This is a genomic window from Selenomonas sp. oral taxon 137 str. F0430, from assembly GCF_000183625.1.
In the GTDB taxonomy this organism is placed as follows: domain Bacteria; phylum Bacillota; class Negativicutes; order Selenomonadales; family Selenomonadaceae; genus Centipeda; species Centipeda artemidis.
In genome coordinates this window covers 48,529-66,923 of the sequence record NZ_AENV01000015.1, presented here as the reverse complement: position 1 = coordinate 66,923, position 18,395 = coordinate 48,529, and the positions used below count along the sequence as shown (strand labels likewise).

22 protein-coding genes are annotated in these 18,395 nt (G+C 58.3%); 20 read left to right on the top strand and 2 right to left on the bottom strand.

Features of this window, described 5'->3' with window-relative positions; all coding sequences use genetic code 11:
- Positions 1-17 precede the first annotated feature (17 nt).
- Together HMPREF9162_RS10580 and HMPREF9162_RS10575 are read right to left on the bottom strand one after the other, a co-directional pair.
- Positions 18-794 (bottom strand): class I SAM-dependent methyltransferase, encoded by a 777-nt coding sequence (locus HMPREF9162_RS10580; RefSeq protein WP_009439312.1) that lies wholly within the window; start codon positions 792-794, stop codon positions 18-20.
- Positions 791-1,384, bottom strand: a complete 594-nt coding sequence (locus HMPREF9162_RS10575; RefSeq protein WP_009439437.1) for an HD family hydrolase — start codon at positions 1,382-1,384, stop codon at positions 791-793. Before HMPREF9162_RS10575 ends, HMPREF9162_RS10580 begins: the two co-directional genes overlap by 4 nt.
- Positions 1,385-1,536: 152 nt before the next feature.
- On the opposite strand from HMPREF9162_RS10575, the gene pheA reads away from it, so the two are divergent.
- The 20 genes from pheA (at position 1,537) to HMPREF9162_RS10475 (ending at position 18,300) form a co-directional block, all read left to right on the top strand.
- The gene (gene pheA, locus HMPREF9162_RS10570; RefSeq protein ID WP_009439479.1) at positions 1,537-2,406 is read left to right on the top strand and encodes a prephenate dehydratase; all 870 of its coding nucleotides are present in this window, start codon (positions 1,537-1,539) and stop codon (positions 2,404-2,406) included.
- A gap of 302 nt (positions 2,407-2,708) precedes the next feature.
- Positions 2,709-3,743 carry a 3-deoxy-7-phosphoheptulonate synthase gene (gene aroF, locus HMPREF9162_RS10565; protein ID WP_009439490.1) on the top strand — a complete coding sequence of 345 codons (1,035 nt, stop codon included), beginning with the start codon at positions 2,709-2,711 and terminating at the stop codon, positions 3,741-3,743.
- Positions 3,744-4,044: 301 nt separating this feature from the next.
- Positions 4,045-4,245, top strand: a complete 201-nt coding sequence (locus HMPREF9162_RS10560) for a 50S ribosomal protein L9 (RefSeq protein ID WP_009350333.1) — start codon at positions 4,045-4,047, stop codon at positions 4,243-4,245.
- Between the two features lie 79 nt (positions 4,246-4,324).
- Positions 4,325-4,633 (top strand): HMA2 domain-containing protein, encoded by a 309-nt coding sequence (locus tag HMPREF9162_RS10555; RefSeq protein WP_009439465.1) that lies wholly within the window; start codon positions 4,325-4,327, stop codon positions 4,631-4,633.
- A complete protein-coding gene (locus HMPREF9162_RS10550; protein WP_009439362.1) occupies positions 4,633-5,286 on the top strand; it encodes an HMA2 domain-containing protein in 654 nt (217 codons plus the stop codon). The genes HMPREF9162_RS10555 and HMPREF9162_RS10550 overlap by 1 nt, the downstream gene beginning before the upstream one ends.
- Positions 5,283-7,391, top strand: coding sequence for a heavy metal translocating P-type ATPase (locus HMPREF9162_RS10545; protein WP_037350631.1), 2,109 nt, complete (start codon positions 5,283-5,285; stop codon positions 7,389-7,391). The genes HMPREF9162_RS10550 and HMPREF9162_RS10545 overlap by 4 nt, the downstream gene beginning before the upstream one ends.
- A 111-nt stretch (positions 7,392-7,502) precedes the next feature.
- Positions 7,503-7,916 carry a flagellar protein gene (locus tag HMPREF9162_RS10540; protein ID WP_009439492.1) on the top strand — a complete coding sequence of 138 codons (414 nt, stop codon included), beginning with the start codon at positions 7,503-7,505 and terminating at the stop codon, positions 7,914-7,916.
- Between the two features lie 122 nt (positions 7,917-8,038).
- Entirely contained in the window at positions 8,039-8,320 is a 282-nt protein-coding gene (locus HMPREF9162_RS10535) for a flagellar biosynthesis anti-sigma factor FlgM (RefSeq protein ID WP_037350630.1), read from the top strand.
- 16 nt (positions 8,321-8,336) lie between these two features.
- Positions 8,337-8,825, top strand: a complete 489-nt coding sequence (locus HMPREF9162_RS10530; protein ID WP_009439376.1) for a flagellar protein FlgN — start codon at positions 8,337-8,339, stop codon at positions 8,823-8,825.
- 6 nt (positions 8,826-8,831) lie between these two features.
- Positions 8,832-9,323, top strand: coding sequence for a flagellar export chaperone FlgN (gene flgN, locus HMPREF9162_RS10525; RefSeq protein WP_009439346.1), 492 nt, complete (start codon positions 8,832-8,834; stop codon positions 9,321-9,323).
- A 21-nt stretch (positions 9,324-9,344) separates the two neighbouring features.
- Positions 9,345-11,093 (top strand): flagellar hook-associated protein FlgK, encoded by a 1,749-nt coding sequence (gene flgK, locus HMPREF9162_RS10520; protein ID WP_009439417.1) that lies wholly within the window; start codon positions 9,345-9,347, stop codon positions 11,091-11,093.
- 10 nt (positions 11,094-11,103) lie between these two features.
- Positions 11,104-12,450, top strand: coding sequence for a flagellar hook-associated protein FlgL (gene flgL / locus HMPREF9162_RS10515; RefSeq protein WP_009350323.1), 1,347 nt, complete (start codon positions 11,104-11,106; stop codon positions 12,448-12,450).
- Between the two features lie 39 nt (positions 12,451-12,489).
- Positions 12,490-13,074: a DUF6470 family protein gene (locus tag HMPREF9162_RS10510; RefSeq protein WP_009439321.1), complete on the top strand. Its 585-nt coding sequence runs from the start codon at positions 12,490-12,492 to the stop codon at positions 13,072-13,074.
- A gap of 12 nt (positions 13,075-13,086) precedes the next feature.
- Positions 13,087-13,533 (top strand): flagellar assembly protein FliW, encoded by a 447-nt coding sequence (fliW, locus tag HMPREF9162_RS10505; protein WP_009439391.1) that lies wholly within the window; start codon positions 13,087-13,089, stop codon positions 13,531-13,533.
- Positions 13,533-13,754: a carbon storage regulator CsrA gene (gene csrA, locus HMPREF9162_RS10500; RefSeq protein WP_009439358.1), complete on the top strand. Its 222-nt coding sequence runs from the start codon at positions 13,533-13,535 to the stop codon at positions 13,752-13,754. Before fliW ends, csrA begins: the two co-directional genes overlap by 1 nt.
- A gap of 72 nt (positions 13,755-13,826) precedes the next feature.
- Positions 13,827-14,249: a flagellar protein FlaG gene (locus HMPREF9162_RS10495; RefSeq protein WP_009439419.1), complete on the top strand. Its 423-nt coding sequence runs from the start codon at positions 13,827-13,829 to the stop codon at positions 14,247-14,249.
- Between the two features lie 33 nt (positions 14,250-14,282).
- Positions 14,283-15,941 carry a flagellar filament capping protein FliD gene (fliD, locus tag HMPREF9162_RS10490; RefSeq protein WP_009439311.1) on the top strand — a complete coding sequence of 553 codons (1,659 nt, stop codon included), beginning with the start codon at positions 14,283-14,285 and terminating at the stop codon, positions 15,939-15,941.
- Between the two features lie 15 nt (positions 15,942-15,956).
- Positions 15,957-16,373, top strand: a complete 417-nt coding sequence (gene fliS, locus HMPREF9162_RS10485) for a flagellar export chaperone FliS (protein WP_009439491.1) — start codon at positions 15,957-15,959, stop codon at positions 16,371-16,373.
- Positions 16,363-16,707, top strand: a complete 345-nt coding sequence (locus HMPREF9162_RS10480) for a hypothetical protein (RefSeq protein WP_009439372.1) — start codon at positions 16,363-16,365, stop codon at positions 16,705-16,707. Before fliS ends, HMPREF9162_RS10480 begins: the two co-directional genes overlap by 11 nt.
- 261 nt (positions 16,708-16,968) lie before the next feature.
- Positions 16,969-18,300, top strand: coding sequence for a flagellin (locus HMPREF9162_RS10475; protein ID WP_009439459.1), 1,332 nt, complete (start codon positions 16,969-16,971; stop codon positions 18,298-18,300).
- The last annotated feature ends 95 nt before the right edge of the window (positions 18,301-18,395 follow it).

Here is an 18,395-nt window from a genome sequence, read left to right as displayed (position 1 = left end):
CCTTTCGTGCGAGGGGGTTATTTCCTGCCGTAGATGAGTCCACAGTCGCGCAGCATGAACCGCAAGAGGAAGGGCATGGGGATGTGCCGCGCGATGTTCGGGACGTAGGTGATGTCGTCGATGTTGTCGTGCTCTTTGAGGTACTCGAGGAACTCCTCCATCTTGCCGTAGCGGTCTTTATCGCCGAAGGTGTCCTGCAGGGCGAACGAGCCGCCCTTTTTCAGCGTGCGCAGGGTCTCTTCGACGAGCATGAATTTATCCTTTTGCGTGCGGACTTCGTGATAGACAAAATTGCTGATGACGGCGTCAAAGGATTTGCTCGGAAAGTCGATCTTTGCAGCGTCTCCGGGCATGAATGTGCAGCGCGCGCCGACGCCCTCGATCTCTGCGTTGCGGTCGCACTGATCTTTGCTGTAGTCCCACATGGCGCCCCACGCGTCGATGCCCTGCACCTTTGCCGCAGGAAATTGTTTTGCGGCGGCGATGGAGAGTGCGCCCGAGCCGCAGCCGACGTCGAGCAGCGTGCCTTTGCCGTTCCACGCGAGGTGTTCGAGGAGATAATTGTGGATGCGGCGCATGAGTCCGCCGCCGCCGAAGGAAAAGACATAGTGGCAGTAACTCATGTAGAGTGCGGCAACGGTGGCAAAGGTACAGAGGATGCAGGCGACATAGTAATAGCTTTCCTTGCCGAGGGTGAAGGCGAGCGCCTGCGAGACGGCGAAAAGTCCGACGGCGACGCCGTAGAAGGTTTTCAGCATGGAGTTCGAGATCCAGTTGCCGTAGCTTGGTTTCATTTATCTTGCTCCTTTTGTTCGTTCGATGTGGTGAGGCTTGCGATGAGGGCGTCGACCTCGCGGTTCACGGCAGCGCGGATGTCTGCGAGGACGTCCGAGAACGCCGCCTCGGGCACGCCGTAGGTGCGCTGGAGGTCATATTCGAGAGGCAGCCATGTACGCGGGTCACCCTCGTTGTGCGTGAGCACCGCCTCCATGCGGTCGAGGGCGCGGACGAGCCGGGCTTCTTCGGTTTCTCTTGCGTCCATCTCTCTAAAAAGTCCCTGCAGTTCCTCGGCATAGGGCGGCGGCAGCGCGTTGATCCAATCGTCGCGCAGTGCGTGCTCGCGTGCGCGGTCAGCGTCGGTTTTTTCAAAGGTCGGGATGTCGCCGGTAAAGACTTCGCCGATGTCGTGCAGGAGACACATGAGGAGGACGCGCGTGAGGTCGGTGCCCGGGAAGCGGTCACGGAGGAAATATGCCATGAGGGCGAGCCGCCAGCTGTGCTCGGCGACGCTCTCCTGCCGTCCGTCCCGCATCCATGCGTGGCGCGTACGTTCTTTTAGCCCCGCGATGCAGCGGATGATGCCGAGATATTCATCTATTGTCATAGGGCGTCCTTTTCGTTTGATTTATTCAGAAAACGTTCTCATTATAACACAGCGGCGAGGCAAGATAAATGAGGATGAAATGAAAGTCTTTCCGCCGTCCTTGTCAACGGTATGTCCATATAGTATGATGAGAGCGACGAGGAGGAATGCGTGTGATCAGGAAAATGGGCATCCTTGGCCCCGTGGGGACGCACAGTGAGGCGGCGGCGCTCTATCTGAAGGCGTGGCGGCGGCGCGCGGCGGAGCTCATCTGCTTCGCGGACATCGGCGAGTGCATTCATGCGGCGGAGACGGGGGCGGTGGATACGGCGTTCGTGCCCGTGGAGAACTCGCTCGAGGGCGCGATCACGGTGACGCTTGACGTGCTCGCCCACGCGGATATGCTGCGCGTGCGCCGTGAGGTAATCTGGCCGGTGCATAACTATCTCATGGCGCGTACAGCAGAGGGCGAGATCCGTGCAGTCTACTCTCACGCGCAGCCCATCGCCCAATGCCGCGATTTCCTCCTGCGGTACTGTCCGCACGCGGAGATCATCAAGACGTCAAGTACGGCGCGCGCGGCCGAGATCGTCGGCGCGGCGCCGCCGGATTCGGGATTTGCGGCAATCTGTACGCGGCGCGCGGGAGAGCTGAACGGGCTTGTTGAACGCGCGGGGAAAATAGAGGATCGCGGGTCGAACTGTACGCGGTTCTTTGAGATCGTCCGCGAAGGGATGATGCCGCCCCCTGCCGAACCGCCCGATACGGTGCTCGTTATCTGTCGGATTGACGGTACGCGCCCCGGGGCACTCTATGAGGTGCTCGGCGAGTTCGCGCACCGCGGGGTAAATCTGACGCGCATTGAGTCGCGGCCGGCGCGGACGGAGCTCGGGGCGTATATTTTCTATTTTGATCTCGACGCACACTGCGATCCCGATATGCTGCGGGATGCGATTGATGCGGTTGCGGAAAAAAGTGTGTGGTTGAAAATAGCGGGGGCGTTTCCTGTTCATAGAGACGTGACGCACGATCTTGGCGCATAGCTGTGTCACTGCGAAAAATCCTGCGGTCGACGTAGCTTTTAACTACGCCTTCCCTTGAATTTTTCTAGTTCCTTGCTCTGCATCCAAGCTTGTGCGTCACTCACTATACGGTATTTTATTTATCTGCACCGCTTTGGCATCCGCCTTGCCAAAAAAGCGGGGCTTAAAAATGGCTGCGGCGGACGCCGACGCGGTACGAAGTGGCGCGTTAGCTCCGGGGGGAGTATCACACATACGGTATGAGGCGGGATTTTCACGCTTAGGGGCATCATATTTTATAAATTTACAAAGGAGAAAATACGATGGTTGTTATTATGAATGCGGAGGCTTCGCAGGAGGATATCGAGGGCGTCATTCACGCCATTGAGGAAAAGGGGCTCGAGGCGAAGGTGATGGAGGGCGCGCGGCAGAAGATCGTCGGCGTCATCGGGGACAAGACGGTGCTGGCTGCGACGCCGATCGATGCGATGCCCGGCGTGGAGACGACGGTCGCGATCTCAAAGAGCTACAAACTTGCGAGCCGTGAGTTCCATCCCGCGCCGAGCGTGATCGATGTCGCGGGCGTGCAGATCGGCTCCGGGAATCCTGTGGTGATGGCGGGACCCTGCTCGGTTGAGTCGCGTTCGCAGCTGCTCGAGACGGCGGACATTATCAAGGCGGGCGGGGCGCAGTTCATCCGCGGCGGCGCCTACAAGCCGCGCACCTCTCCCTATGCGTTCCAAGGGCTGGAGGAAGAGGGGCTGAAGTATCTCGCCGAGGCGCGCGAGCGCACGGGGCTGCGCGTCGTCACGGAGGTGACGGTCGTCGAGGCGGTGGACACGGTCGCCGCCTATGCCGATCTGCTCCAAATCGGCGCGCGCAACATGCAGAACTTTGGTCTCCTCAAGGCGGTTGGGCGTGTGGGCAAACCCGTCATGCTGAAACGCGGACTTGCGGCGACGATCGACGAGTGGCTGAATGCGGCGGAGTACATCATGAACGAGGGGAATCCGAACGTCATCCTCTGCGAGCGCGGTATCCGTACCTATGAGACATACACACGCAACACATTTGACATCAGCGCGATCGCGGCGGTAAAGCACCTCTCGCATCTGCCGATCATTGCCGATCCAAGTCACGGCACGGGTAAGTGGCGCATGATCAAACCGATGTCCCTTGCCTCCATCGCGGCAGGCGCGGATGGTCTCATCATCGAGGTGCATCCGAACCCTGCAAAGGCACTCTCCGATGGACCGCAGTCCCTGACGCCCGAACATTACAGCGACCTCATGCGCGATGTTCGGAAACTCAGCGTGTTCATGAAGGAGTCGCATATCATCCCCATGGATTTAGGATGATCGTGTGCAGGGTGAGAATGGAAACGCGTATGATTCCTAATTACGCGTTTTCTATTGACAAGCGGGACTTTGTGCCTTATACTCAGGTCAATGGAACGGTTCCGGAGAGGGATGCGGCGCTGCCGCTGCCTCACGGCGCAGGAACCGTTGCCGCTCACGGGAATCCTTCAAGGCTGCCAACACAGGCAGCCTTTATTTGTCGTAGGGATTGCGGTGGGGGGATTCACTCAGTGGTGAGTCAAGGCGCCAAGGAGCGAACATGCCCTCATGCAAGGGGCGAAGTGGCAAAGGAGGAACTGGTATGTTCTCGAAGACGGATTTTTGGATCGGGCTTGCGGTCGGTGCGGTAGCGGGTATTTTCGGCTATCGCTTCATGCAGGAGCGCTCGCAGCAGCTTGCGGCGCTTGAGTCCGGTCAGGCGGAGCTGTCGGTTGCGGAACTGCAGCGGCAGAAGGAGGAGCTTGAGGATCTGATCGCGGCACAGTCTGCGCTCGATAAGTAAGGCTCGGTGTTTTCCGGAGGGGCTGTCGCGCGGGTGTCGCGCGCAGCCCTTTTTGAAAAGGAAAGGGGGCTGCCGGACTTTGGATATTTTTGAAGCCGTCCGGGCGGCGATTCCCGCATCCGCACTCGAGCTCTTCCTGCGCTCAACTGAGGTTGCGTCCTATATGCCGGGGCGCGTGCGCCTCTACAGCAGGCAGATGATCGGCAATCCGGCGCTGGAGGAAGAGGTGCGGCGGCGTCTCGGTGCGCTCGCAGAGCTGGAGTCCGTGACGACGAATACGGAGACGGGATCGATCCTAATCACTTATCTGCCGGAGCGGCTGCGCGCAAATGCGGAGCTGCGCCGCGCGGAGGAATATATTGTAAAGCACGCGAGGAGGCGGGCATAATGTCATATGTTTCGGGATTTATGCTGGGAGCGTCGCTCGCGAAGTATCTGCGGCAGTATATGAGCGGGGGGTGCACGGCGCCGACCTCCTTTGTCGTGGCTGGGCAGGGGAAGCGGGGCAAGCGGCCGCGCGGGCGTCTGCCGCGCACGGGCGATCTGCTCCTGCCGTTTTCCTGCGTACATGCGTCGGCGGGGCGGAGGCGGTATCGGACGCCGTACCTGACGGAGGAGACGGCAGAGCTCCTCACGGCGGGCATCCGCACGCTCTCCTTTGTGCGCGAAATCGATGTGAACGCGGACTCCGGGAGCATCCTGTTCGTCTATCATCCGGAGGATGAGGCGCACATTCTCGTGCTCGCGGAGGAACTGGAGAAAATCTTCTCGAAAGGGCATGCGGCGCCGCATGTCGGGACACTTGCGCAGAGCATCCGCAGCTCGGTGCACGCGTTCAGCGGGTGGATTCAGGCGCATTCGGGCGGCGCGCTCGATCTGAACTCGCTTGCAGCGGGGCTGTTCTTCCTCATCGGCATCCGGCAGCTTGTGCTCTCGAATGCGGCTGCAAATGCGCCGGGAAGTCCGACGCGCACGTCGCCCTCGGGCTTCCAGATGCTGTGGTGGGGGCTGACGCTGATGAGAGGATGGCGGACGGTATGAGTGCACTCAAGAATACGCGGATCCGTATGAAATGCGCCCTCACGCGCGAAGAGGCGGCGCGCCTTGCGGCACGTCTGCGCCGCTTCCCCGCGGTGGCGGCGGCAGAGGTGCGCGAAGATCATGTGAATCTGTGGCACGAGGGGCGGCTGCCCGCCGAGCGGGTTCTCGCGGCAATTTCGCGTGCCGTGCGCGCCGCCGAGGAGGCATCCGTGACACCCGCACAGCGGCTCGCGGAGTTCCGCCGGGATGCACTGATTTCTCTCGCGAGCTTTGCCGCGATGGAGATATTGAAACGCACCGCGCCCGAGATGTTCGCCTCAATGAAAGTACTGCGCGCTCTGCTCGTTGTCGCTATCTCGCGCAAATTCATCAAGACCGGCGTCGAGGGGCTCGTCCGCGACCGCGAACCGAACGCGGACACGCTCACGACGACGGCCGTCATTGCCTCTGTGCTCGCGGGCAAGCCCGAGTCGAGCCTCATGCTCCTCGTCCTCAGCAACGGTGCGGAGATGCTGACGAACTACGCGGCGGAGAAGGCACGCGCGCAGATCTCGGGACTGCTTTCGCTCGATCAGCGATTTGTCTGGCTCGTTGAGGGCGAGGGAGAAAGCGAGATTGAGCGCAAGGTTCCCGTGGAGGAGATACGCCCCGGCAACATCATCGCGGCGCACGCGGGGGAGAAGATCGTCATCGACGGTCACGTCCTGCGCGGCGACGCGGCGGTGACGCAGGCGTCCATCACGGGCGAATCCAGCCCTGCGATGAAGCAGGCGGGCTCGCCCGTCTACGCGGGCAGCGTCGTCGAGGCGGGCGAGATCGTGATCGCCGTGGAGAAAGTCGGCAGCGATACCTCCCTCGCGCACATCGTCCACCTCGTCGAGGAGGCTCAGACGCGCCGCGCGCCCGTGCAGAACTTCGCCGATCAGATGGCGAACTACCTCGTGCCGGTGTCCTTCCTCGGCGCGGCGATCGTCTACGGGGCGACACGCGACTGGCAGCGCGTGCTGAATTTGCTCTTCATCGATTTCTCCTGCGGGCTGAAACTCTCCACAGCGACCGCCATGTCCGCCTCCATCGCGGCGGCGGCGAAACGCGGCATCCTCGTCAAGGGCGGCAACTACATCGAGGCGCTTGCGCGCACCGATACCGTCGTCTTTGACAAGACGGGGACGCTCACAATCGGCGTGCCGGAGATCTCGTTCATCCGCACGGCGGACGGGGTCTCGGAGAAGGAGATGATCCTCCTCGCGGCGTCTGCCGAGGAGCACTCTGTGCATCCGCTCGCCGTCGCGATTCAAAAATATGTCGATGCAAAGGGGTGGAAAGCACCGCAGCACCGCTCCTCCGAGACCATCGTCGCGCGCGGCATGTGCGCCGAGGTGCCGGATTTTGACAGCTATACCGGCGGCACAGTGCGTGTCGGCAGCAAACGGTTTCTCGCCGAGAACGGCATCGAGGATACGGAGCATCTCGGCGCGGGCGTTACGCGGAAAAACCTGCTCTATATCGCACGCGACCGGAGGCTCATAGGAATCATCGGCATCGAGGATCCGATCCGACCCAAGATGAAGAAGACGCTCAACCAGCTCCGCCGCTGCGGCGTGGACGAGATCGTTATGCTGACGGGCGATGCGAAGGCGGTCGCGGCGGACGCGGCGCGCGAGATGGACGTCGACTCGTACCATGCGGAGATTCTGCCCGAGGATAAGTCGTACTATGTCAACACACTCAAACAGCGCGGCACGGTCATGATGGTCGGCGACGGCATCAACGACGCGCCCGCGCTCGCCTTTGCGGACGTCGGCGTCTCGCTCGGCGGGCGCCAGACGGACATCGCGGCGGAGTCCTCGGCGGTGACGATCCACTCCGAGGATCCGACGCGGCTTGTCGAGGCGCTGCGGCTCGGACAGCGCACGATGCACCTCGTGGGGCAGAACTTCAAAGCGACCATCCTCGTCAACTCGGCGGCAATGATCCTCGGCGCGCTCGGGCGCATCAGCCCGCTCGCGGCGGCGGCGATCCACAACTCGGCCACGCTCATCGTCGTGCTCAACAGCTGCCGCATTCTTACACGCGAGGGCGGACTCTTCGTACGGCGGCGTTGAAGTATTGATTTTTCTCCCCTGTTGTTGTAAAATACGATAGTATTATGACATGAAGATAGATTCGGATCATGAGAGTATGGCGATCCGCTATTTTGGGAGGAGCGTTTGTCGATGGCAGGGAAGATGAAGAACTGCTCAAGCTGCGGGAAGGTATTTGTCTCAATTAATAATGCCCGCATTTGTATGGATTGCCGCGCAAAGGAAGAAGAGTGGGAAAAGGCGATTGTCGAGTTCGTCCGTGATCATCCGAAGTCGCAGATCGGCGAGATCGTCGAGGCGACGGGCGTACAAGAACCGGTCATCCGCCGCATGATCCGCGAGGGGCGCTTTGTTTCCTCGGGGGCAGATCTCTACTATCCGTGTGAGAAATGCGGCTCGCCCATCCAAAAGGGACAGTACTGCGACAAGTGCCAAAAGGAGATGCGGGACGAACTGACCGCACACATCGCGCAGAAGAGCGCATCCGGGATGCGTACGACGGGCGACAAGTCCGGCGGGCGCAAGGGATATGTCACACTCGGCTAAAATTAAAAAATACGGGACGCACGCAGGGGGAAGCCCTTAAGTGTGCGTCTTTTTTTTCGATAAAGAAAATGAAGGAGCTCCGTGCATTCAAGTCGGAGCAGAACATTAGGTGGTGAATGAAGATGTTGATCAGCAATCATACGGTGTCGGCAGTGAGCAGGCTCTATGCCGGCAGCCAGACAACAAGCACGCGCCGCGTGGATGCGGTACGTGCCGTGCAGCAGCCGGACGCGCTCGAACTCTCGCGCGAGGCGCAGAGCTTTGGCGACATCCTGCAAAAACTGCGCGCGGGCGACGGTGTGCGTGCGGATCGTGTGTCGTCTCTTTCGGCGCGCACGGATGCGGGGACGTATGCGCCCGCTCCCGACGAAATCGCGGCGAAGATGCTCGCGATGCGTTATTGATATAGAGACCGGCAGCATGTGGAATGCCCTGACGGAGACGCTGCATGCCCTTTCGGCGCAGTATGAGAAAATCGGCGCGCTTCAGAAGAAGAAGCGCGGTATTCTTGTTGCGCTCGATATGGCTGCGCTCGAAAAACTAACGGCGGAAGAGAGCGCCTGCGCGCGCACAGTCGAGCGTCTGGAGAAAGAGCGTCTGACGCTGCTTGCGCAGATTGCGAAGGAAACGCCGGGAGTGACTGCCGATACGACGATGGAGGAGCTCGCGCTCCTCGCGCCGAGCGACGCCGTGCACCGTGCCGTGCTCGGTGCGAGCCGCAAGCTGAGCCTTCTCGTCAAGGAGACGAAGGAAGCGAGCGAAGCGAACGCACTTCTCATCGAGGGCGCGCTCATGGCGGTCAACCGCACGCTCGGTCGTATCGGCGGCGCGGTCGTCGATCCCGTCTACGGGCAGGGCGGCACAGAGCAGGTGCGGCATTTGAAGAAAAATTTGGATTTTAAGGCGTGAACGGTCATGACAAATGAGACCCGTGAGGTACTGCTCCTGCTCAAAGAGCAGCTCGGCACATGCGAGGCGGCTGCACGCTGCTTCGCCGCGCTGAAAGAGGCGCTCCGACACGGGGGCGCTGCGGGGGGCGTGAGCACTGCGACCGCTGCGGCGGAACGCAGCCTTACTGAGCTGCGGGCGGCGGAGAAAGCGCTTGCGGCGTTCCTGGAGCGTACGGGGCGCGGCACGCTCGCTGCAGTCATCGACGCAGAGCCGAACCTCAGCGAGCGGCTGACTGCGCATCGTGCCGCCCGCAGTGCGGCGGCACAGCAAAGAGCCCTGCGTGAAGAGGTACAGATCTGTAAAGAACTGCTCGACCGGAATATGGACTTTATCAATTATCAGCTCAACGTCGTTTCCGGCACCTCCGCCGACGATACCTACGGGTGTTCGCAGCCCGTCGCGGGTCCCGGCGCGGGGCTGCGGCGCGAGATCGCCATGTTTGACGCGGACGTATAGTAATAGAAGGAATGAGGGAATATGCGGTCAACATTTGCCGGCCTCAATACGATGGTCAAGGGCATTCAGAACAACCAGCTCTCGCTGGATACTACGGGGCACAACATTACGAACGCCTCGACGCCCGGCTATTCGCGTCAGAGCGTCAACTCGGCGGCGACGAACTACCAGGAGCGTTCCTCGCTCTACGGGGACGTCCTCGTCGGCGGCGGCGTCGACGCGTTGTCGCTCACGCGTGCACGCAATATCTACGCGGATAAGCAGTTCTGGTCGGAGACGTCGGCACAGAACTTTTACAAGACGAATAAGACGAACTACGACAAGGTCGAGACGATCTTCAACGACTCCAAGAACACGGGCATCCTCAACGCGATGAAGCAGTTCTACGACGCGTGGGTGAATCTCTCGAACTACGCAAGCGATGCGGCGTCGCGCACAGCCGTTCTGACAAAGGGCAACAACCTCGTCGACCGCCTCCGGACGAATGCGAATCAGCTGCAGGATCAGATCGCGTCGCAGTACGACGAGATGCGCATTCAGGTGCAGAAGGTCAACAGCATCACGGAGCAGATCTCACGACTGAACAAGAACATCATGTACGCGGAGACGAACGGGGCAAAAGCAAACGACCTGCGCGATCAGCGCGACCTCCTCGTCGACCAGCTCTCGGAGATCACGAACATCAACGTCTATGAGGAAGCGAACGGTATGTATACCGTCGTCTCGAACGGCATGACGCTCGTCAATCGCGAAGGCCGGCTGACGCTCGAGATGAGTGAGCCGATGAACAACGAGGAGTACGGCATCACCGACTACACCATCCGCATCAAGGAGGCGGGCGGCATCGGCTATGTCCCGCAGAGCGGCGTCCTCAAGGCACTACAGGATACCATCGTGCAGGACAAGGGATATATTGACAACCTCGCGGATATTGCAGCGACCCTGCTCACGACGTTTAACGACGTACACAAGCAGGGAGCCGGCATTGATCAGGACGCCACGACATGGCTTAATTTCTTTGGGGACAACGGCAATAAAAGCACCGCGACCGGCGGCAGCTACACAGGTACACACTACACATGGCACGTCGATGCGGCGACGGGCGAGCGCTGGATGGAGCAGACTGCCGCGAGTGTCAACAAAACGGTTTCCGGCACGACGACAACGATTACGATGACAGATTCCGTAGTCGCTTCAGATAAGAAAAAACTTAAATCCATGCAGATCATCAATGCCCTGAAGGTCGCAAGCGAACTGACTGCGCCGGGTGGTCAGAACCTTGTCGCGGCACGGCAGATCTACGATCCGACCGTCGATCCGCTGACCAGCAAGCCTAAGGGGATGGTCAAGCCGACCATCTCGGCGGGATCCTCGACCTACACCTACGACAACAGCTGGATCAACGGAACAGGCGACGGTACGATGGCAGTCGAACTGAGCAAGCTCTTCAACACCGATCAGGGAAGCTCGATGAATCCCGCGGGAACGGAGCGTCCGGTGAGCACGATTTCCATCAATCAGTATTACAACGGCATCATGAGCAAGCTCGGCGCGAACGCCGAGACCGTGGACAAAAAGCTCAAGCAGCAGGACGATCTCATCACACAGATCACCCAGTGGCGGCAGTCCACCGCGGGCGTCAACTGGAACGAGGAGCTGACGAATATGCTGAAGTTCCAAACGGGATACGGCGCATGCTCGCGCGTCCTTACCTCGATGGACGAGATGCTTGACAAGCTCATCAATAGTACCGGCACGGTTGGAAGGTAAGGTGTGACCCATGGCAATCCGCGTCAGCAGCGATTACTCGGTACAGCGCTATCAAAAAGATCTCAACGAACTGGAATACAATAAAGCCAAACTCATGGAGCAGGGCGACGGCAGCAAACTGCACCGTCCCTCCGACAACTCCGTGGACTATTCGCGTTACCTGCGCTACGACATCTCCGAGGGCGAGAACGAGCGGTATCAGAGCAGCGTGAAGGCAGGGCTTTCGTGGATGAACGCCACGCAGAACGCACTCTCCGGTATGGAGGATATTCAAAAGACCTTCAAGGCAAAGACCATTCAAGCGGCAAACGACGACAAGGATGAAAAGGGCGGCGACTGGCCTGCCATCGCACGCGAGATGATGGCAGGCATCCAGCAGATCGTCTCCCTCGGCAACACGCAGCTCGGTGACCGCTATATTTTCTCCGGGCAGGCGGATCTTACGCAGCCCTTCTCCATGACGGATTCGTCGCATAAGGTTGACCGCGGTCTTACCAAGACGCTCGATGATCGGCAGACAGCGTTCTTCAACGGTGTCAGCAATGAGAAAAGCGGCGATTTTCTGCATCAGATGCTTGCGCTTCAGGGGGACGACGGCAAAGACTACTATATGAATACCCTCACGGGCGACATCTATACGAAGGAATTTGTGCAGGAAGGGTATAAGGACGTCATCGCCAAAGGGCGCTCGACGGTAGATCCCGCGACTGATCGCGTCGGAAACATCGGCGGTGCGCTCAATATCAGCCAACATTTCAAGAATACGGGCGAAATCAAAACGGATGCAGGCGCCGGGACGAACTGGACGACATCCGCAACGGTTGGCGGTTCAACCGTCAATATGAAGTTTGCCACGATCAAACAGCAGATCGCTACCTATAACGGCGATATGCGCTACATCTCCATGGTCAAGCAGAACGGTTCAACCGAGCCAACGGCGGATACGGTGAATAAGACGGGGCGCGACCTCTTCGGACGCGACCTCTTCGACGATGGGAACTCGGGCAACAGTGCTTCCGGCACGGCGATGCTCAACAACATGCTCACCGTGTACGAGCAGACGAACCGCTCCAACCCGCACTGGATCAGCTCCGACGGCGTAACGCTCGCGGATGCTGCGAACCAGGTGACGCTGCAGGCACATACGGAGACGGGCGCGCGTTCGCGCCTCTACACCGATATGACGGATATTTTGACGAATCACAAGGAAAACATCACAAAGGATATCACCGATGTCTCCTCGACCGATGTCGCGGCACTTGCAACCAAGATGATGCAGCAGCAGACCCTCATGAGCATGTCGCTCTCCATGGGGGCACGCATCCTGCCGCTCTCGCTCGTCGATTATCTGCGCTGATTTTTACTAGCATTTTCATAACGGGAAAGGATGCCCACGATGTCTATGCTTTATCTCAACGTGCGCCATACACTCCCGATGATCGGGATGCGGTCGCAGAAGAACACCCTCGACGCGGGCATCAATCAGCCGAGCTACGATCAGACGTCGCAGCAGGCACGCTCGAACAAAGGAAAGACACAGCCCAAAATCGATATCGACAGCTATCCGAGCCGTCACAGCTACGGCTATACAAACCATACCGACTTTGCCCGCGAAAACGAGCAGGAAGGACTCTCGGGCGTGCAGCAGGGAACGTCCAAGCACACGCAGATGGCATGGGCGCTCGCCGAGGACGGGCCGAAACCCGGACGCATGGTTCCCATCGAGCAGGTGCAGAGCGAGGTGCAGAGTATCGCCGATCAGAACCGCGTGCTCGTCGCGGCGGCGATTCCAAAACCTGAGATCAGCTTCGACATCGGCGAGGTCGTCGGCGAGACCGAGGTCGGCGCTGTTTCAACGCAGTGGCAGATCGAGCCGCGCGCCCGCATTGAGTACAACCGCGGCAGCATCGAGACCTATCTCGAGCGCAAGGGGGACATTCACGGCTGGGTCAGCGAGGGACACTATGATATACTGGCATAACAGGAGCTTTTGATGAAAAAATTCATGACAACCCGTTTCGGCGAGATCGAAGCGGACGAAGACGCAATCATCACTTTCGAATCGGGTATTCCGGCCTTTGAGGAGGAACGGGAATTCCTCATCATCCCCTACGAGGAGGGGAGTCCCTATGTGTTCCTCCAATCGCTCAAGACGCCGGATCTTGCGTTCCTCATGACGATGCCGCTCGTATTCTTTCCGGAATACGAGGTCGTCATCGACGACGACGTGGAGCGCGCGCTCGGACTGACATCGCCCGATGAAGTCCTGATCTACACGATTCTCACTCTTTCAGGCACAGAGATCTGCGATCTCACGGCGAATCTCATGGCGCCGATCGTTATCAACGCCAAGACGCGCCGCGCCAAGCAGATTGTGCTGGATCGCAGCCCATACACGACGAAGCACCGCTTGTTCCCGGATACAAAGGAGGACAAGTAATGCTCGTACTTACGCGCAAACCCCGACAGCAGATTATGATCGGCGACAATATCGTCGTGAACATCGTGGAGGTACAGGGCGACAACGTGCGCATCGCTATCGACGCGCCGCGCAGCGTCAAGATCTACCGCGGTGAAATCTACCGGGCAATCCAGGAGGAGAACCAAAGAGCCGCGGCAGCCCCGCAGAACTTTGACCTCAGCAGCTTGCCCAAAGGGTAAAATATATAGTTATCATGGAAGAATTCAGCGGAAACGCAGGGAGCGTTTCCCGGTATACATGGAGGGATACCTATGGCAGTAGGAAGCGTTCAGGATGTCATGCTCGCGGCGGTTGCCGTGAGCAGTATGCAGGACGGGCAGAGTGCCCCGCAGACCGCAGGAAGCGATCCGGCACAGGAAAGCGCAGTGCCCGCATCGAGTAATGCGAACAGTGTGCAGTATGATGCGGCGCAGAAAGCGAACGAGAAATCGGCGCATCATGAAAAACTGACCGAAGATCAGACAGCATACATCACCAAAAAGCTCAACGAAATCATGCGCAGCATCAACGTCAATCTTGAGTTCCAGTACCACAAGGAAGTCAACGTGATGTCCGTGCGTATGCTGGATAAGAAAACAGGCGAAGTGCTGCGCGAAGTTCCGCCCGAGGCGATGGTCGAGCACATGATCAAGGTACACGACTGGATCGGCGCATTCTTGGATAAGACCGCCTAAGCCGGCAGCAGGGAAAGGCAAGGAGGAGTTACTATGGCAGGAGCAACAGGAGCCACGGGGTCAAAGGGAATCTACGGTCTCTCGGGATCCGGCATCGACGTCGAATCGCTCGTCAAGGTCGGAATGATCTCTCAGCAAAAGAAGTATGACCGTATCTATAAGAAAGAAGTCGAGGCGGAGTGGCGCAAGGAAGCTTATGCGAATGTGTATGAAAAGCTCAGCACGTTCCAAAATAGTACGCTTTCAAACTATAAGCTGAGCGCAACGACAAAGCCGATGACGGCGACGAGCTCGAATACGGACGCCGTAACGGCGGTCGCAAACGCAAGCGCGGGGCTCATGACACATAATGTCGAGGTTTCGGAGACGGCGAAGAACGCCTATCTGATGACGGCGACGGGCGCCCACGTGGAGCGTGCCAATACGGCGGCGTCTGCTGCAAAGAGCATGATGCTCAAGGACATTGCCTATGCAGGCGGAACGAAACCGGCGAGCATGGCAAACACGGATGTCGCACTTCGGTTCAAGGTCTCTGACGGAACCAATACGACGACGGTTGAGTTCACAGCCGAAGAGGTTTTCGATAAGAACCTCACGCTGAACGACCTTGCGACCCGAATCAATAATGCGCGCTATAAGGATACCGCCGGGAAGAACGCAGCGCGCAGCCTCAGTGCATCCTATGACACGGTATCGGATGCTTTTTCCATCGTCAATACCAAGACGGGGGCGGAGAACAAAATAGAACTCTCCGTTGAAAGCGGCACGGGAGATATGCAGAATGCGTCCGCACAGCTGCTTACAAACCTTAAATTGGGCAATGTGAACAATAACCCCGGTACCGCGCAGACATACAGTGCGGGGACGACGAATACGGTGACCGGTGTCAACGGCAAGGCTACGATCGACGGGCGTGTATACGATAATTTGCAGGAGAACAAGCTCACCGTCGGCGGCGTTACCTATACCTTTAAGCAGAAAACGACAGCACCGGCTCAGGTCGGAATCGCGCAGGATCAGGACAAGCTGCTCGAGAATGTAAAGAAGTTCGTGGAGGAGTACAACAAGCTCCTTGACGATCTCAACAAGCAGTACAGCGAGGGCAAGTACCGTGACTACGGCGTGCTCACAAAGACCCAAGAGGACGGTATGACCAAGGAGCAGGTCGATAAGTGGAACGAGAAGGCGAAATCGGGGCTTCTGTACCGTGATGAATACCTTCGCTCCATTATCAGCGATATGCGCGATGCCGTGACCAACCGTGTCGGATCCGTTCCCGGGCGCTACAATTCGCTCGCGTCCATCGGCATCACGTCGAAGGATCAGAAGGGGCATCTGCAGATCGACGAGACGAAGCTCAAAAACGCTATCGCCGCAGAACCGGATGCCGTGAACCGTTTGATGTCGTATGACGATCCGGACAACGACTACAACAACAGCGGCGTTGCAAACCGTCTTTACAACAAGGTGACGAGCCGGCTCAAATCGCTTGAGAACCATGCGGGCAGAACGGCGGACAAGACGGACGTTACGAGTGAGCTCGGCAAACTCATCCAGAACTATCAGAAACAGATGAGCGACTTCAAACAGCTCATGACCTCCTTTGAGAACAATCTTTACAAGAAGTACAACGCGATGGAGGTCGCGATTTCGCGTCTCTCCGCACAGTTCAATTTCTTTGCCGCAAAGTAACAGGGGGATTCCCACATGGTAAATACCGCTGCGGACGCCTATAAGAGACAGCAGGTCATGACGGCGACACCCGAGGCACTCACGCTCATGCTCTACAACGGGTGCCTCAAGTTCATCAAGGAGGGCGTCGAGGCGCTCGCGGAGAAGCATTATGAAACCGCGAACGAGTCTCTTCAAAAAGCACAGAATATCATCAGCGAGTTCCGCGTAACCCTCAACATGGATTATGAGATCTCCCATCAGCTCCTGCCGCTTTATAACTACGCCTACGACCGTCTCGTCGAGGGGAATATGAAGAGCGATCCCGCGATCATTGCCGAGGCATCGGATATCATGACGGAACTTCGCGACGCATGGGCACAGGCCATGAAGAAAGCGCGTGAGGAGAAAGGCTCGCAGGGCACAGAGGGGAGCGGCGTCTATGCCGGATGAACAATATGTGGCAGCCGCGGAACTCTGGGAGAAATATCGCGTCCTCACTCACGAGTTGATCAAATTCATCGACGGAGAGGAAATCGACACCTTCATCAACCTTGTTGATCAGCGGGAGCAAATCGTTGATTTGATCCGTGCGCTGCCCGCCGATCCCTATAAGGAGAGCGCGGCATGGGAAGCCTTCGATGCGGAGGTTCGTCCGCTCGAGATGCAGATCGGGTACAAGGCGCGCGCATGGCTGAACAAATCGCGCCGGCAGAATGCCGCCGTTCACAGCTATGATCTCTCCGAGGCGAGCCCGCTCGGGAGCGTACTCAACAAGCGTTACTGAGCGTGCGGACGACACCCGGTCTGCACCTTGACAAAACACAGGAAAAAAAGTAAAATATTTTCAGCATAATGCTTAAGTATATCGTCCTTGTGACGATATACATTATGTAAAGCTAATAAGCAAGCGGTGCGGCTGTTCTTGACGGTCAGCTAGCAGCCGGACGGAATAGACGCGCACTTGCCTATTACAGCGGGCACGGATGTCCGCACATACATTTAACTTCCGGCACAGCCGGAACTATACCAGGGAGGAATTTACACCATGGCTATGATAGTCAAAAACAACATGTCGGCAGTCAACACTCTGAACATCCTGAACAAGAACCAGTCCTCGCTCGCGAAGAGCCTTCAGAAGGTCTCCTCGGGCATGAAGATCAACGATGCCGGCGACGATGCTTCCGGCTATGCCATCTCCGAGCGTATGCGCGTCCAGATCCGTTCGCTGAATCAGGACAACCAGAACACCCAGAACGGCAACAGCATGATGAAGACCGCCGAGGGCGCTGTCTCCAGCACGGTTGAGATCCTCAAGACCCTGAAGGAGAAGGCAATCAACGCGGCGAACGATACGAACACTGACGAAGACCGTCGTACGATCCAGAAAGAGATCAACCAGATGGTTGACCAGATCGACGACAACGCGCTTGCTACCTACAACGGCAAGTACCTCGTCGACGGTTCGCGCAACAGCATCGGCACCGCAACGTGCACGACGCTCTCGAACAGCTCGCTCAGCACCGCATCGAAGTGGACATCGAAGCTGACGGAGCTCGAGAGCCGTACGAACGAAGGACTCAATGTCCAGTCGACGGATAAGGTTACCGTATCCTATGTTCGTCAGGGCAAGACCTACACCACGACATTCCAGGTCAGCACGTACACGATGTCAGACCTCCTCACCGCGAAGGCATTCAATGGCTCGGAGGGCGTTGATGGGACCGAATTCGTCGATTCGGCGAAAGTTACGGCCGGCGCTTGGATTGGTCTTGATAAGGCCGGCAACAGCGTTTACACGGCGGACAACAAGAGCGCTCTGTCGATCAGCGCGAAGGGTGCGGGCACAACCTACCAGGTCTCCTCGTTCACGCTCTCGATCTCGGACAACACGGGCGCGATTCGCAAGACTGCGAACACAGCGCTTGACGGCTTCAACGAGCGTATCCGCGCAGAGAACAAGTCGGACGACAATGCACTTACGCTCCAGACGGGCACAAAGGCGAATCAGGCCATCAAGGTCAGCATGACCGATATGCGTTCGCTCGCACTCGGCATGAAGGGTACGGACGGCTCGGTCATCAGCGTTCAGACGCAGGACAAGGCAAACGCTGCGATCAACGCGATCGAGACGGCACTCCAAAAGGCACTCGACGAGCAGGCGAACATCGGCGCTGTCCAGACGCGTCTCTCCTACACGAGCTCCAACCTTACCACGGCATCCGAGAATGTCCAGAACTCCGAGTCCACGATCCGCGATGCGGACATGGCGAAGGAGATGACGGAGTACACGAAGAACAACGTTCTGCTCCAGGCTGCGCAGTCCATGCTCGCGCAGGCGAACCAGAACAGCTCCGCTGTCCTCTCGCTCCTCAAGTAATTTTCGCTTCGGCGTTAATTTGTGGACAATTAAAAGAAAGAGTCTCTTCCCATATGGGAAGGGGCTCTTTTTTGTGGCGTGATGCGGGATTTTCG